Origin of the sequence: Shewanella halifaxensis HAW-EB4 (genome assembly GCF_000019185.1) — a bacterium.
Taxonomy (GTDB): Bacteria; Pseudomonadota; Gammaproteobacteria; order Enterobacterales; family Shewanellaceae; genus Shewanella; species Shewanella halifaxensis.
Genome location: NC_010334.1, coordinates 132372 through 146950, shown reverse-complemented (window position 1 = coordinate 146950; position 14579 = coordinate 132372). Strand labels below are relative to the sequence as shown.

17 protein-coding genes and 1 riboswitch are annotated in these 14579 nt (G+C 46.5%); of the genes, 1 reads left to right on the top strand and 16 read right to left on the bottom strand.

Annotated elements, in window-relative coordinates; translation table 11 throughout:
* Positions 1–28: 28 nt before the first annotated feature.
* The 11 genes from SHAL_RS00670 to moaA form a co-directional block, all read right to left on the bottom strand.
* Complete coding sequence (locus SHAL_RS00670) at positions 29–706, bottom strand: response regulator transcription factor (protein ID WP_012275265.1); 678 nt, start codon at positions 704–706, stop codon at positions 29–31.
* A gap of 3 nt (positions 707–709) precedes the next feature.
* Positions 710–1231, bottom strand: a complete 522-nt coding sequence (locus SHAL_RS00665) for a PepSY domain-containing protein (protein WP_012275264.1) — start codon at positions 1229–1231, stop codon at positions 710–712.
* A 44-nt stretch (positions 1232–1275) separates the two neighbouring features.
* Complete coding sequence (locus SHAL_RS00660) at positions 1276–1626, bottom strand: NirD/YgiW/YdeI family stress tolerance protein (RefSeq protein WP_012275263.1); 351 nt, start codon at positions 1624–1626, stop codon at positions 1276–1278.
* Positions 1627–1747: 121 nt separating this feature from the next.
* Complete coding sequence (locus tag SHAL_RS00655; protein WP_012275262.1) at positions 1748–2863, bottom strand: ABC transporter ATP-binding protein; 1116 nt, start codon at positions 2861–2863, stop codon at positions 1748–1750.
* Positions 2844–3524, bottom strand: coding sequence for a molybdate ABC transporter permease subunit (modB, locus tag SHAL_RS00650; protein ID WP_012275261.1), 681 nt, complete (start codon positions 3522–3524; stop codon positions 2844–2846). Before modB ends, SHAL_RS00655 begins: the two co-directional genes overlap by 20 nt.
* Positions 3524–4303, bottom strand: coding sequence for a molybdate ABC transporter substrate-binding protein (gene modA, locus SHAL_RS00645; RefSeq protein ID WP_012275260.1), 780 nt, complete (start codon positions 4301–4303; stop codon positions 3524–3526). Before modA ends, modB begins: the two co-directional genes overlap by 1 nt.
* A gap of 30 nt (positions 4304–4333) precedes the next feature.
* On the bottom strand, positions 4334–4786 hold the full coding sequence (moaE, locus tag SHAL_RS00640; RefSeq protein ID WP_012275259.1) for a molybdopterin synthase catalytic subunit MoaE: 453 nt from the start codon (positions 4784–4786) through the stop codon (positions 4334–4336).
* Position 4787: 1 nt separating this feature from the next.
* Positions 4788–5039 (bottom strand): molybdopterin synthase sulfur carrier subunit, encoded by a 252-nt coding sequence (gene moaD, locus SHAL_RS00635; RefSeq protein ID WP_012275258.1) that lies wholly within the window; start codon positions 5037–5039, stop codon positions 4788–4790.
* Positions 5040–5047: 8 nt separating this feature from the next.
* Positions 5048–5524, bottom strand: coding sequence for a cyclic pyranopterin monophosphate synthase MoaC (gene moaC, locus SHAL_RS00630; RefSeq protein WP_012275257.1), 477 nt, complete (start codon positions 5522–5524; stop codon positions 5048–5050).
* Positions 5525–5597: 73 nt separating this feature from the next.
* Positions 5598–6122: a molybdenum cofactor biosynthesis protein B gene (moaB, locus tag SHAL_RS00625; RefSeq protein ID WP_012275256.1), complete on the bottom strand. Its 525-nt coding sequence runs from the start codon at positions 6120–6122 to the stop codon at positions 5598–5600.
* 82 nt (positions 6123–6204) lie between these two features.
* Positions 6205–7185 (bottom strand): GTP 3',8-cyclase MoaA, encoded by a 981-nt coding sequence (moaA, locus tag SHAL_RS00620; RefSeq protein WP_012275255.1) that lies wholly within the window; start codon positions 7183–7185, stop codon positions 6205–6207.
* Positions 7173–7309, bottom strand: a riboswitch (molybdenum cofactor riboswitch). It overlaps the preceding gene by 13 nt.
* A gap of 256 nt (positions 7310–7565) precedes the next feature.
* On the opposite strand from moaA, the gene SHAL_RS00615 reads away from it, so the two are divergent.
* Positions 7566–9215, top strand: coding sequence for an electron transfer flavoprotein-ubiquinone oxidoreductase (locus SHAL_RS00615; protein ID WP_012275254.1), 1650 nt, complete (start codon positions 7566–7568; stop codon positions 9213–9215).
* Between the two features lie 98 nt (positions 9216–9313).
* Here SHAL_RS00615 and SHAL_RS00610 read toward each other — a convergent pair whose 3' ends face one another.
* The 5 genes from SHAL_RS00610 to SHAL_RS00590 form a co-directional block, all read right to left on the bottom strand.
* On the bottom strand, positions 9314–9661 hold the full coding sequence (locus SHAL_RS00610) for a DUF4870 domain-containing protein (RefSeq protein WP_012275253.1): 348 nt from the start codon (positions 9659–9661) through the stop codon (positions 9314–9316).
* Between the two features lie 31 nt (positions 9662–9692).
* On the bottom strand, positions 9693–10391 hold the full coding sequence (locus tag SHAL_RS00605; protein ID WP_012275252.1) for an MOSC domain-containing protein: 699 nt from the start codon (positions 10389–10391) through the stop codon (positions 9693–9695).
* 110 nt (positions 10392–10501) lie between these two features.
* A complete protein-coding gene (locus SHAL_RS00600; protein ID WP_012275251.1) occupies positions 10502–11959 on the bottom strand; it encodes a sensor domain-containing diguanylate cyclase in 1458 nt (485 codons plus the stop codon).
* A gap of 239 nt (positions 11960–12198) precedes the next feature.
* Positions 12199–13041 carry a PfkB family carbohydrate kinase gene (locus SHAL_RS00595; protein WP_012275250.1) on the bottom strand — a complete coding sequence of 281 codons (843 nt, stop codon included), beginning with the start codon at positions 13039–13041 and terminating at the stop codon, positions 12199–12201.
* A gap of 185 nt (positions 13042–13226) precedes the next feature.
* Positions 13227–14555: a coproporphyrinogen III oxidase family protein gene (locus SHAL_RS00590; protein WP_012275249.1), complete on the bottom strand. Its 1329-nt coding sequence runs from the start codon at positions 14553–14555 to the stop codon at positions 13227–13229.
* Between the last annotated feature and the right edge of the window lie 24 nt (positions 14556–14579).

The following is a 14579-nucleotide window of genomic DNA, read 5'->3' as shown; positions in this document are numbered from 1 at the left end:
AATGCGCCAAGCACTACTCTGATAGGGCTTAATGCCCTTGGCGTAACCGATATCCAGCACCTCGAACCGTTTCGATTAATTCGCCATGGCCTAGCTCTTCAAACTTACGTCTTAGCTTAGCGATATGCACATCGATAACATTAGTACGCGGATCGAAATGATAATCCCACACAGCTTCAAACAGTAGCGTGCGACTGATAACTTGATTCACATGTTCCATCAGGTACTTAAGTAACTGGAACTCTTTCGGCTGCAGCAAGATCTCTTGCCCATCTAAGGTCACTTTACGTGTCAGCAGTTCAATAGTGAGCGGACCGACATTCAAGTCGGTAATAGTGGGCAGCGATTCACCACGTTGCATTAACTTTTCGGCGCGAACCAACAATTCAGAGAAAGCGAAAGGCTTTGTCATATAGTCATCGCCACCAGCACGCAAACCTTTGACTCGCTCGTCAACGTGACTGAGTGCAGACAAGATCAATACTGGTGTTTGACTACCCGTGGCGCGTAGCGCCGCTAACAGTTTTAGCCCGTCTAGCTGTGGCAACATACGATCCAAAATGATCAAGTCGTACTTCATGCTGGTAGCCAGCAATAAGCCTTGATGACCGTCTGTTGCCGTTTCTATATTGTGCCCTTGCTCAACAAATCCCTTTACGACATATTCGATGGTAGTCGCATCATCTTCAACCATGAGTATTTTCATGTTTTAGTTCCATTTGAGCAGTGGTAATAATTGTTTATTTTCAATATCGAAGGCTAACTGACGTTTACCATCAATATCAAGTATTTCTAATTCTATATAGCTGATCTCTAGATCATTATCAACTTCAGCTTTGACAATATGACCGCGGGTTTCTTCGCCGACTAGGATTAACATCTCCGACAGCGATAAACCATTTTGTTGTAGCATTACTACACCAGCAAGCTCGTCATTATCATCTTTTTTAAGACGCCCGACTTCGCGCTCTTTTAAGCTGCCATCTATCGCTCGATATTCGTAGCTTGTAATGGTTTTAGCTTGCGGATCGATTATCTTGAACTCATAAACCAATTCACCATTTTCGATATCCACTTCAAATTCAGAGATCACCCCTTCATGCTGCAGCTCAAGCTTCTGCATTATTTCTGTAGGCGAGGGATAATTCCCCGTAGACATCATTGAATACAAGCCTTGTCCAGCAAACGAACTACCAGAAACTAACAACAAACCAATCAGCCAGCGAGCCATGGCTCCTCCAAAAAATAAAACACTAAACCACTTTCAATAAAGGATTATTCAGAAACCAGACGTATGCTGTCAATTTCTATTTCAATACCTTGCCACTCATCATCAACTTTACCGACAAGTTTGACTTTAGAGTCATCCGATACTTCAATATCACGCCAAAGTACGTTATCAATTTCAACTTCTACCTCGCCACTATCGTCGCGAAATAGGTACTTTTCATCGCCTAGGTTTTGTACTAAATAACCCGTTAGCTCAACTGGAGTGTCATCTTTTGCTTTAGCTGCGTCTGACGCCGTCTTAACCTGAGTTGCAGGGCCTGGACCATTGTAAGCAGCGAAAGCTGGTAGCGTTAATACCGCTGATAATATGATTAAGCCGGTTAATTTTTTAGACATAAAATAGTACTCCTCTCAATATATGAGTCTAGTTTATGCCATTGTGCATAACATCTAGATGGAGCAAAGATTAAACTTTGATCATATGGCTAAAGCATAGGAGAACGCCGATAAACCCCACCTAAAAAGGCGACTTTTCCAGTATATGGATTAGCTCAGATTTTAACGCCACAGTGGTTTGTGTGCCTACGGTTAACTCCAATTCCTGCGCTAAGTGTAATGGCACTTCGGCATGGATCTTATGCTGTACGCCAGCGACACTAGCAAGCACTCGCACCGTCTCCCCCATGGCCAACATAGAGTCAATAGTAATATCGAGTTTATTGAAGCTACGGCACAAACGCCCCTTCTTAATCGAGTTAAAGCGCACGCCTTGGTTAGGCACCACCCAGCGCACCTTAGTGCCAACATCTAAGCTATCGAAATAGGTACTGGCGATCAGATGTTCACCAAACTTAAGCCAAGTGATCTGCCGCTCCTCTTCCTGAGCAATCACATGAGCATCGAAGATATTACGCAATCCCATCTGTTTAGCCACAGCCTCATCTCGCGGGCGCGTCAGCACCTCACGTGGTCGACCTTGTTGCAGCATCTTACCTTGGCTAATCAAGATCATGCTATCCGCTAACAGCATGGCTTCATTCAAATCGTGAGTCACCATCACCACAGGGATCGCTAACTGCTCTTTAAGGCGAGCCAGCTCTAGATATAAACGTTCACGGGTTTCTCTATCTACTGCAGAGAAGGGTTCATCCAGCAGCAATACCGAAGGCTCACGCGCCAAGGCACGAGCCAGTGCCACCCGTTGGCGCTGGCCGCCAGAGAGTTGCGCCGGCAATCTGTCAGGCAGACCATGTAGGTTCACCCGCTCAAGCCAATCTTTCGCTCGGGCTTCTCGCTCAGCCTTAGGGATATGATCCAGCGCGGCGACCACGTTCTCTAACGCGGTTAGGTTAGGAAACAAGCCAAAATGCTGCGGCACATAACCCAAGTGACGTTGCTGCGGCGTCAGCTGTATGCCCTGCTCTTTGCTAAACCAGTGTTTATCACCATAGCGGATCTCACCACCTTCAGGTAGCGTCAAACCTGCAATCATCCTCAGTAGAGTCGACTTTCCGCCCCCTGATGGGCCAACAACCGCTAAGACCTCGCCAGCCTTACAACTGAACTCGGCATCTAATTTAATGTGTTTAGTCTGTTTTATACGACAATATAGATCAGCGACGCTTTGCGACATACTGTCCTCCAACACGACGCGATAGACTTGTCGTTAACGCCAGTACGGTAATCGCAAACAGCAGTAATACCAGAGACATATTGCCCGCGCTGGCAAAATCAAACGCCTGCACGCTATCATAGATAGAGATAGCAATGGTCTTAGTCTCACCGGCAATATTACCGCCCATCATCAGTACCACGCCAAACTCACCGAGAACATGAGAAAAACACAATACCATTGCGGTTAACACGCCGGGCCAGACCATAGGCAGTTCAATTTTAAATAGCACTTTCAAGCGACTCATACCACAGCAAGCCGCCGCATCACGTACATCTTCAGGTACCGCTTCAAAGGCGCGTTGGATCGGCTGAATCGCAAAAGGAATATTAACGAGGATGGAGGCGACGACTAAGCCGGAGAAGTGAAATACCAATTGGTGGCCAAGTAGTTGTTCTAGCATTCGACCGAGCCATGACTCACTACCGAGCCCCACCAGTAGATAGTAGCCGATCACCGTTGGAGGTAGCACCAGCGGCACCATCACCAAGGCTTCGACCCAAGACTTACCGGGAAAATGTCGATAAGCCAAAAAGCGTCCCGCTAAAATTGCCAGCGGGATCAAGATAAGCACAGTCACACTACTGAGCTTAATCGATAGCAATAACGCTTCCCAATCCATTAATTCATCGCTCTCGAAAAGCCATAATTAGCAAATACACCTTGAGCCTGTTCAGACTGCAGATAGGTATAAAATAGCTTGGCCGTTTCACCCGCTTTTAAGGTTAGCACCATACGCTGATCCAATGGTGTATAGTATTTTTGCGGGATCACTACGTAGTTAGCACGCGCTTCGAAAGGTTTTGCCACGGCCAGCGACAAGGCAACGATACCACCTTGAGTCGCACCGCTCACGGCAAATTGCGCCGCTTGAGACACGTTTTCACCAAACACCAGATATGGTTGAATCGGCTGCCACAGCCCTAATTTTTTAAGCACCTCTTCGGCACGCTCACCGTAAGGAGCATGATCAGGATTGGCTATCGCAAAACGTTTTAGCTGGTTTGCGGCCATCAACTGCTTAAGCCCCTCTAAGTCAGGGTCTAAGGTTAATGGCGACGACTTAGGCGCGGCAATCGCAAGCTGACCTACCGCATAAACCACGCCATCATCGAGTGTCTGCTTAGCCATAGTCAGCTGCTTGATATAACGCTCGTCGGCAGAAAGGAACAGCTCAAATGGGGCTCCATGTCGGATCTGGGCAACAAAATTGCCAGAGGAACCATAGGAGATCCGCACTTTGCGCCCAGTCTCTTGGGTAAATTGTTTGGCAATATCATCGAGGGCAAACTTAATACTCGATGCCGCAGCTATCGCTGGTACATCTTGCGCCGCTGACGCGCCGTTACTTATTGCTAAAAAGGGCAGCAATAGAGCAAGCACCATAACCCTAAACTTCATTGAGCTGAACTCCTTGAATTAAAGCGTTTGCTACGCTTTTTTATCCCACATTTTTGCGGCTTGTTCATCGGCGTCACGGGCTTCAACCCAGTTTGCGCCTTTATCACCCGCTTCTAATTTCCAAAACGGTGCTTTTGTCTTAAGAAAATCGATCAAAAACTCACAAGCAGCAAAGGCTGCCTTGCGATGAGCACTCGTGACACCAATAAATACGATCTGCTCACCCAGAGCCATGGCACCAACACGATGAATAATGGTGACCTTGTTTAGCGGCCAACGCTCACGCGCCTCGACTTCAATCTGATTCAACACCGCTTCTGTCATGCCAGGGTAATGCTCAAGCGTTAGATCGGTCACTGCACTGCCATCGTTAAAGTCACGTACCTTACCGACAAACGTCACTACCGCACCATCGCTGTTATCTTGGCTGATTAAGTGATATTCCTCTGGGACATTAAAGTCTTGGGTCTGAACACGGATCATCTTAACCTCCAGTTACTGGTGGGAAGAATGCCACTTCGTCACCATCAACAATCGGCGTATCCCACTGGCTGATGGTTTGATTTACTGCAACCAATAGCTTGTCTGACGCCATAATCTTGGCCCACTTGTCATCGGTCGCGGCTAACGTTGCACGCAAGCCTTCGGCTGTTTGAGTGTGTTCACCCGCTTCAATTTTAACGCTAGCGGTGCCAAGCAGTTCTCTAATTTGTGCGAAAAATAATACGTTAATCATATTGGTCTCTATACCTTAAAGTGCCCAGACTTACCGCCACGTTTCTCTGTTAAACGAACCTGAGAAATCACCATATCTTTTTGAACTGCTTTACACATATCGTAGATGGTCAGTGCAGCAGTTGAAGCCGCCGTTAATGCTTCCATTTCAACGCCAGTCTTACCCGAAAGCTTACAAAGGCTACGGATCCATACGCGGTTATGCTCAGGTTGTGCTTCTAGCTCAACCTCAACCTTAGTCAGCATTAGCGGGTGACAAAGTGGAATGAGATCGGAGGTCTTCTTCGCCGCTTGAATGCCCGCAATACGTGCGGTAGCAAATACATCACCTTTGTGGTGACTGCCACTCATGATCATCTCTAAGGTTTCACTCGCCATCTCAATATAGGCTTCGGCTCGCGCTTCACGCTCGGTAACAGACTTATCTGTCACATCTACCATGTGAGCATTACCATCGGCATTAATATGGGTAAAAGCATGGGTCATTGGGTTTACGCCTTCTAATAAATTTGGGTCAAGGTACCTAAAAACAGCACCGTAAAACTTGTCTCGATGAGACCTATTCGGTGATTTTTTTTACATGCATCACAAAGTTACAAGGACGATGTGTTGCATCAAGTTGTTCTTTAATCAGCTTATTCCAGCCAGTCTTGCAAGCACCTGTGGAGCCTGGAAGACAGAAGATAGCGGTTTTATTGGCGATACCACCTAAGGCACGCGACTGCACCGTCGAAGTACCAAGCTCGGTATAAGTGATATGACGGAAAAGCTCTCCAAAGCCTTCGATATCTCTATCGAACAATGGCTTAACCGCTTCAGGGGTATTGTCCCTATCGGTAAAACCTGTTCCGCCAGTGGTAATGATCACCTGCACATCATCGGAGGCGATCCATTGGGATAGTACCGAACGGATCTGGTATTTATCATCTTTGATAATCTGACGTTCGGCAAGCTTATGCCCAGCCTCAAGCAATGCGCTCTCAAGAAAAGCACCCGATGTATCCGAATCAAAATCGCGGGTGTCAGATAAGGTTAAAACAGCAATGTTTAGCGCCGAAAACTGGCTTTGAGTGCAGTGTCCCATTATGGTCTCTTATTTATTCGAGTCATAGCGATAATTATACCTAGCTTCTGACGCAACTAAGTTGCGTCAGATCAGAGTTTAATTAGCCGCCGATAGAAGCGAGGTGCTGCGTAACACCTGTAATGCCATCGTGTAAGAAGTGCGTTTGCTTCTTCTGCGCGAGCTGGCCATGCAAGCGTTCAACTAACTCCGCTTGCTGATCGCTCGTTTGCAGTAGATCGCGCAGGTCAACGCCATTTTCGGTGAACAGGCAAAGATGAAGCTTTCCATTTGCCGACACACGTAGGCGATTACAACTGGCACAGAAATTCTTCGCGTAAGGCATGATAAGCCCGATGCGACCTTGGTAGTCTTGATGACTGAAGTTTTGCGCTGGACCATCATCAGCCGCAGGCGTATCGAATTGCCATCCCGCCTGTTCTAGCTGCGACTTGATGTCGTTACCCGCTAGATGGTGCGCCTTGAAATAATCATGGCCTAAACCCGTTTCCATCAGCTCAATAAAGCGTAAATCAATGGGGGTGTTTTTAATCCAGTGCAGAAAACGTGGCAGATCTTTATCGTTGAGGCCTTTTAGCAGCACGGCATTGATTTTAACGCGCTCGAAGCCTGCTTCTAGCGCCGCATCCACGCCACGCATCACCTCATCAAATTTATTCTCACCAGTGATCTGGTAAAACATCTTTGGATCTAAGCTATCGACCGAGATGTTGATACGTCTAAGCCCAGCGTCATACCACTCTTGGGCATGCTTAGCTAAACGGTAACCGTTGGTCGTGGTGGCAATGGTTTTAATCTTATCGTTGTCATTAACGATACGAATAATATCGGTGAAGTCTTTACGTAGGGAGGGCTCACCACCTGTGATGCGGATTTTTTGGGTGCCGACTTGCGAGAATGCCGAAACGAGGTGCTCGATTTCATTGAGATCGAGAAACTTGGGCTTACCGTCAGGGCGGTAGCCATCGGGGAGGCAATACGTACACTTAAAGTTACATACGTCAGTGACTGACATACGCAGGTAATGAAACCGTCGACCAAAATTGTCTTGTAGTTGGGACATGATCACCTTTCCAAGTAAGGGGAGGTGAGATCATTTCTTTTCTCACCCCGGTGGCGTTATTGCCACGGCTAAAAACCCGTATCTGTCTCGACGTAGGGTAAGAAGCTCGGAGAACCGTCAACCTTGATTATAGGCGTATTTTTGTGACAAACCATACCCCAAACCCCACATTTGCCGTCAAAAACCAACACATATAAAGTTTTTGTGACAGTTATCACGCCAAAAAATGCTTAAAATATCTGCATACTTAGCTTAGAAACGCTGTGCCCTTGACTGATTTTGAGGTAAGGTGCACTAAAACATTAAAACACCCGTTTATAGTCCGATGGATGCAATCGGCACTATTGTCATCGGGGGAAATAAGAAGGAAAGGTGATCTGATGGAACGCGAATCGATGGAATTCGATGTGGTAATCGTGGGTGCTGGCCCAGCAGGTTTGGCAACGGCATGTCGTTTAATGCAAATATCTCAAGACACTGGCCAAGAGCTAACAGTCTGCGTGGTCGAGAAAGGCTCTGAAGTCGGTGCACATATCTTGTCTGGCGCAGTGTTCGAACCCAAAGTGCTCGATGAGTTATTTGACGACTGGCGCGATAAGAATGCTCCTCTACTCACCGCCGTGACTCATGATGAAATTCATATGCTCAGCTCGGCAACCGCTGCGCGCGCCATGCCTAATGCACTTCTCCCTAAAACCATGCATAACGAAGGCAATTACATTATCAGTGTCGGTAACCTTTGTCGCTGGCTCGCCGAGCGCGCCGAAGAGTTAGGTGTCGAAGTCTTCCCGGGTTTCCCTGCAAGCGAGTTACTGTTTAATCCTGATGGCAGCGTTAAAGGCATTCAAATTGGTGACATGGGGGTCGGCGAGGATGGTCAACCTAAAGACGGCTATGAGCCGGGCATGGAACTACACGCTAAATATACCGTATTTGCTGAAGGCTGCCGCGGCCACCTAGGCAAGCAGCTTATCGAGAAGTATCACCTCGATAACGGCAAGACTGCGCAGCACTACGGTCTCGGCTTTAAAGAGATCTGGACGGTACCGAGCGAGCAACATGAACTCGGTAAGGTTGTGCACACCGGTGGCTGGCCGCTCACAGAGGGCGCCTCTGGTGGCGGCTTCATGTATCATATGGAAGACAACCAAGTTGCTGTTGGTTTGATTATCGACCTTAACTATAAAAACCCCCACCTAAGCCCGTTCGATGAGTTCCAGCGCTATAAGACACACCCCGTTATCGCTAAGACCCTCGCTGGCGGCGAGCGTATCTCTTATGGTGCAAGAGCCATCACGAAAGGTGGCCTAAACTCATTGCCTAAACTGACCTTCCCGGGCGGTATGATTATCGGCTGTGACGCTGGCACGCTGAACTTTGCCAAGATCAAAGGCACACATACGGCGATGAAGAGTGGCATGCTAGCGGCAGAGACACTGGCACAGGCTATGATGGCCGGTGTTGAACCGGGTAAAGATCTCGACTGCCTACAAGACCGTTTCGATGAAAGCTGGCTCAAAGAGGAGCTATATACATCACGTAACTTCGGTCCGGCCATGCATAAGTTTGGCACCTACTTAGGCGGCGCGTTTAACTTTATCGATCAAAACTGGTTCGGCGGTAAGTTGCCTATTACTCTAAGGGACGAGAAGCCTGATTATGCGCAGATGGCTGAATCCAGTGCCTACAGCAAGATTGACTACCCTAAACCTGATGGCAAACTGAGTTTCGATAAGCTCTCTTCGGTTTATCTGTCTAATACCTTCCATGAAGAAGATCAGCTCTGTCACCTGCGCCTTAAAGACGCTCGTATCCCCATAGAGGTGAACTTGGTGAAATATGATGAACCAGCGCTGCGCTACTGCCCTGCTGGTGTGTATGAAATTGTCGAAGAAGCGGGTGAGAAGAAGTTTGTTATCAACGGACAAAACTGCATTCACTGCAAGACCTGTGACATCAAAGATCCAAGCCAAAACATCACTTGGGTCACTCCAGAGGGCGGCGGCGGACCAAACTACCCCAATATGTAGTTGCGCTTACGACTAGCCCAAGTAAAGAACCAAACAAAAATGCCTATCGAATATCATCGATAGGCATTTTATTTTTCAGAGCACTTAAAATAGGTTAATTACACTCTTGGCTTAATGAAGTTAATCGTTAGCGGATATTTGTAACTCACGCCGTCACTCGCCTTAATCGCGGCGATAATTGTCACTATGACATCGAAGATGGCTAAAATACCAAATAGAAAAAATCCGATACCGACGAACATAAGTATTCCACTGATAATAAAGTAGATAATGATACTTATCTTAAAGTTAAGGCAGTTTCGCCCACAGCTTTCCACAAATGCATATTCATCGCGCTTCATCAGCCAAACGATAAGCGGGCCTAAAATACTGCCAAAAGGGATCAGGTAACCCGAAAAACTCGCCAGATGTACCAATACCCCCATATTCTTTTCATCTTGGGTCATACTCTCCACTCCTTGAAATCACTTGTGTCCATTAGTTTGCTTGCGGGCCATATAGGCGCATTTGCCAATCTTCGATGGCATTGTTTTCAATACGGCGTTGCAGGCTATGTACCCAAGCAACGGCTAACCCTTTGCAATCAGCTAAACGTTGATATTGTTCGGCATTAAATTCAGGTAAGAAATAGATATGCATCGCCTCGGCGACACTGATATCGGTCAAGCGCTCAAGCAACACCACACTGTCGGTTTCATAAATAGTTCCGGGCTTTATTACTCGATAAAACCAGCCGCAACGTCCACTTTGCTGCATAGCTAAAGCAAACTCGTTATGACCGAACTGCAAATTAAGTTTAAAGCAGGGTGAGCGCGGCTGAGTTACTTGCAGCTCGACTTCACCGATTTTAATAATATCGCCAATATGGACTTGGGTTTCATCTAAGCCAACGGTGCTGATGTTCTCCCCCATGGCAGGGGCATCTTTAAAGCTTGCCATCATGTCCCAACGACGATACTGACCGTAATGTTCTCGTGGAAAATGATGCAACACCCGATCAAGACCACCATGATGCTTAGGATCGGCTTGAGTATCACCGACAACAGCTTGGGTGCCGACTTGTAGCTCTGTGGCTCTACTCTTGTGATTGATCCCCGAAGTTACACTAGCTAGCTCTACTATCGCTTCACCTAGGTATAAACCAGAGATCTGCTCAACTAATATTTGAGATTCCATCAATATCGACTCTGTAGAAAAACGTAAACTATGCTAACACCATCACCTATGGATGTAGCAGCTTAATTGAGTTGCAAATTAAAGTGATACTCTATATCCGAGTTAACCCGCTAATAGGAAAGAACCACTCGATTACGTCCCTGCTCCTTGGCTTGATAGAGTGCAATATCAACACGATTGATCAGGTCTTCGGCCGTTTCAGATGCGCGGTGCTGCGCAGCACCACAGCTCAAGGTGACATTGATTTCACAACCATTGACTCGCAATAGTCGCCCTGCCACCAGCTCTCTTATCCTCTCGGCTAGCTCACTGCTCTGGCTTAAGCTGCAGTTAGGCAGCAAGATCAGAAACTCCTCACCGCCCCAACGACAGAGTAAGTCATCCTCTTTAAGCTGGCTTTTTAGCATATGACTAACGGTTTGGATAACCAAGTCACCAATATTATGCCCGTAAGAGTCATTGACTAATTTAAAGTGGTCGATATCCATTAATAGTAATGACATCGGCCTGCTATCAAGCACGGATCTCGTTAATGAGTTTGCAAAATGTTCTTCGAAAGCTTGTCGATTAGCCGCACCTGTTAGCTTGTCGGTTGATGCCATCAATTCCAACTTTCGCTGATATTTACCCAAGGTCATATTAGCGATGATCAGGACCCCGATGGTGACTAACAAACTTAATCCGATATTAGCCCAAAAGGTGGTTAACAGCTTTTGCTCACCCCGCGCTTCATCCTGCTCCACAATTAAGTGCCACTTAAACTCCGGCACCAAACGACTATTAAGGAAGATAGTTTTCCCCGCTTTTTGATACGAGAATGAAGTGCTTGGGCTGGCAAGTATTCGAATTGCTAGCTTTTCAAGGCCGAGGCTAGTTTGTAGGGTCGCAGCACCATCATACTGTTGACTATGCAAGGTAATATTGCCTTGCCTATCGGTAAAATATACGCTGCGGTTATAACGAGTTTGATAGAGTTCAATGAGACGCTTTACACTTTCAACCGCCAAGCCAACCCCGGTAACCCCTATAAAGTTTCCCTCAAAATCAAAGACCTTATAGTTAACGTAGATAACGGTTCGATTCTGATCTGCGGTATCTGGATCGATATTCACTTCATATTGTTCATATTCGGGTAGGGAGCGTACTCGAAAATACCAGGCATCTTCCGGATCAATATCTTTAATCCGTTTGAGCACGCCACTCGAATGGTAATAGTTACGCGTAGCTTCTGAAACAAAAAAGCTGGTGACCGTGCCATACTTATCTTGGATCTCTTTCAGATAGCGAATAAGTTTCTCAGGGTTCTGTTCTTGGTTAATGGTCCAATCTCGAACGAAAGTATCCTGTGCCATCAATGAAGAGATAAAAATAGGTTTAAGCAGATCTTGTTGAATTTCTGAGTAAATATTATCGCTAGTGAGGGGTAAATTATTTTCTTTTATTTGCTCAGTTAATGAATCATGGGCGACCTGATAACTAATTCCACTCGTCACCACGAAGGCAACTAATAGCAATAAGGATAAAATCCAAATAAAACGTTTCTTATCGTTCCAACCCTTATCACCCATAATAGCCCTCACTCAACATCAGCAAACTTAGCAGTTTAATTGCTCGATATTGTTAAACTTTTGTGAATAATAACTGAAAACTAAGGTGCTCGCATCGCCTTTTACTCTATTTAAGGCATAGATAAAAGGATACCCTGTCGGAACAACAGGGCATTAGAGTTATAAAATGGGGGTTTTCGGTCAGCTTGCTGAGCAGTAGAGCGGAGCAATACAAATATGAGACAGCTCCAATAGCACCGCTACTCCGCCGTTAAATAGTGTTTCAAACCCTTACCTGGAATTGAGCTATTACAGGCCACCGCAAAACCAGACCAAATGGCTGCTTCCTGCATTGCTGCGACGATCTCTTTTTGACTAACTAAGGCGTGAATAAGCCCAGCCGCATAGGCGTCCCCCGCCCCTGTGGTATCTACAACTTGACTGGGTACCGCCGCGACCAGTACAGACTCTGCTGCGCTATATAGCATCGCCCCGTTTTCACCGTCGGTAACCACAAAGTACTTTAGATCATTCCCTGATATCGATTTTGCAAACTCCCATGGGTCGCCTTCACAGCGGCCTTGCATATCACTCAGTGAAGCAATAAGTACATGACAGGGTCGTGCCCGTTGATCTTTTGCTAGCTGAGCGACCACCCAGCAATACGGCATAGCAGTCTTAGCCCAACTGGCAGCCCCCTCGCTTGAAGAGTTGATATAGAGGACATCGACATTTTGCCAGTTTGGCGGCAACGGCAGTTCGAACTTGGGTCGCTCGGGTCTGATGATGGTTCGCTCACCGTCCGGCGTCATCATCAACAGCATCTCACCAGTACTACCTGCACGGCGCTGGATCAGGCTGCAATTAATTCCTTGAGTGCTGGCCTCGGCGAGTAACCAGTCTCCCACATCATCGCGGCCTACCTCTGTGACCAGTGATACCTGATGCCCGGCCCAGACGAGGCCAATACCCGTATTGGCACCGCCGCCACCTAAGCGCTGACCACCATCTTTATAATGAAATCGACCACCGGTTTTAATGGGATGGTTAAGCAAAAAAATACGATCACAATTGAGGTTTGCTACCAATAATATATTCGCCATGACAGCTCGATAAGAATGACTATTAACTTGATAGTAAGAGATTTCGACAGAGGTGCCAAGTCAGGCTTTAGTTTCCAATGCTTAAACAAAAAGGGTGAGCCCTTAAGCATCACCCTTTCTTTGGTCTAGGCCTGTAATCCCAATCGGTATCATCACCAGCCTATCAAAATTAAATCAGCATACGATTACATATCGCAAGCTTTAAGTGGCTTACGTAGCTGAGCACGTACGTTATCCATACCCGAATAGAACTCTTTCATCATCAGCAGTCCCATCATCTTACCGTTATCGGTAACGATCAACTTATCCGGGTCTGTTGGATCATTTTTAATGGCGCCAATGGCTTTCATCGATGCCATCTCTTTGAACAAGGCAGTATCGAGATTCACCCCAAAGGTCTCACGGAAATACTTACGCGACAGACGACCAGAGAACATACCCAGTAAAAAGCGGTATTGCATCACTTCCTTGCGGCCATAATTCTTCTGCTGATCCACGCCCATACGACCAGTTGCAATCCGCTCTTGGTAATTTCTTAATGAGAAGGTATTCACATAGAGTGTATCGTTTAAGAAACTAAACGAGCCCGAACCTACACCTAAATACTCATCGTAATCGATAACGTATTCGTCGAAGCCTTCATTATTCGCCTTACCAAATGCCCATGCCGATAGCTGGTTATACTGACCATTCAAACTATTTAGGATCTGGCGGTACTGACGCGCCATATCGCCATGTGGGGCCGCCAACTTACCCTTTACGCTCTTACGTGTTTGGTGAGTAATCATCAGCGGATAAGTGGTGATTTGGCGTGGATCCAAACGAGACGCCATATCCAAGTCATGCTGAATCACTTCATCGGTTTGACCGCGGAAGCCAAAAATCAAGTCTACGTTGATAATTGGAAATAGCTCTTTTGCCGCCATGATCTTATCAAAAGTTTGCTGACCCGAGCCAAACTTCTCGATGCGATCTGTCATGGTCAGAATATCATCGTTAAAGCTTTGTACGCCGATAGACATACGATCGACCAAGCCTTCAAGCTGTTTAAAGCCAGGGCTATCAAGATGCTGTGGATCTGACTCACACGACACCTCTTTGATACTCGGGAATAGCTTTTTTGCGTGCTCAATGGTACGGGCAAGCTCATCTTCTAATACGGTTGTGGTGCCACCACCGATATACATGGACTCAAAGTCGTAACCTAGGGCTTTAACCATATCCATCTCTTTACGCAAAGAGATAAAATACGCGCGCGCCTTATCTTCTTTAAACAGAAAGCGGTGGAAAGTACAGAATGAGCATAGGGTGTGACAGAAAGGAATATGCGCATACAGCATGTACTTCTTGCCTTCGATAGGATTAGGCATCATCTCAGCCGAAACCGTGTCCAGTCTTAGATTGCGATCAACATAAAACTGCATGACTTTCTCCATACCGCTAATCATCCAGTTAGGTGTGGTGATATCTGCGTTATATGGTTGAGCAGTTTCAGGCAAAATAATTGAAGACATAAAAGTTCCTATAGAAGAATGCTA

Excerpts from the sequence above, each read along its gene's own strand:
- SHAL_RS00670 (WP_012275265.1), bottom strand. The coding sequence starts at position 706 with ATGAAAATACTCATGGTTGAAGATGATGCGACTACCATCGAATATGTC.
- SHAL_RS00665 (WP_012275264.1), bottom strand. The coding sequence starts at position 1,231 with ATGGCTCGCTGGCTGATTGGTTTGTTGTTAGTTTCTGGTAGTTCGTTT.
- SHAL_RS00660 (WP_012275263.1), bottom strand. The coding sequence starts at position 1,626 with ATGTCTAAAAAATTAACCGGCTTAATCATATTATCAGCGGTATTAACG.
- SHAL_RS00655 (WP_012275262.1), bottom strand. The coding sequence starts at position 2,863 with ATGTCGCAAAGCGTCGCTGATCTATATTGTCGTATAAAACAGACTAAA.
- modB (WP_012275261.1), bottom strand. The coding sequence starts at position 3,524 with ATGGATTGGGAAGCGTTATTGCTATCGATTAAGCTCAGTAGTGTGACT.
- modA (WP_012275260.1), bottom strand. The coding sequence starts at position 4,303 with ATGAAGTTTAGGGTTATGGTGCTTGCTCTATTGCTGCCCTTTTTAGCA.
- moaE (WP_012275259.1), bottom strand. The coding sequence starts at position 4,786 with ATGATCCGTGTTCAGACCCAAGACTTTAATGTCCCAGAGGAATATCAC.
- moaD (WP_012275258.1), bottom strand. The coding sequence starts at position 5,039 with ATGATTAACGTATTATTTTTCGCACAAATTAGAGAACTGCTTGGCACC.
- moaC (WP_012275257.1), bottom strand. The coding sequence starts at position 5,524 with ATGACCCATGCTTTTACCCATATTAATGCCGATGGTAATGCTCACATG.
- moaB (WP_012275256.1), bottom strand. The coding sequence starts at position 6,122 with ATGGGACACTGCACTCAAAGCCAGTTTTCGGCGCTAAACATTGCTGTT.
- moaA (WP_012275255.1), bottom strand. The coding sequence starts at position 7,185 with ATGTCCCAACTACAAGACAATTTTGGTCGACGGTTTCATTACCTGCGT.
- SHAL_RS00615 (WP_012275254.1), top strand. The coding sequence starts at position 7,566 with ATGGAACGCGAATCGATGGAATTCGATGTGGTAATCGTGGGTGCTGGC.
- SHAL_RS00610 (WP_012275253.1), bottom strand. The coding sequence starts at position 9,661 with ATGACCCAAGATGAAAAGAATATGGGGGTATTGGTACATCTGGCGAGT.
- SHAL_RS00605 (WP_012275252.1), bottom strand. The coding sequence starts at position 10,391 with ATGGAATCTCAAATATTAGTTGAGCAGATCTCTGGTTTATACCTAGGT.
- SHAL_RS00600 (WP_012275251.1), bottom strand. The coding sequence starts at position 11,959 with ATGGGTGATAAGGGTTGGAACGATAAGAAACGTTTTATTTGGATTTTA.
- SHAL_RS00595 (WP_012275250.1), bottom strand. The coding sequence starts at position 13,041 with ATGGCGAATATATTATTGGTAGCAAACCTCAATTGTGATCGTATTTTT.
- SHAL_RS00590 (WP_012275249.1), bottom strand. The coding sequence starts at position 14,555 with ATGTCTTCAATTATTTTGCCTGAAACTGCTCAACCATATAACGCAGAT.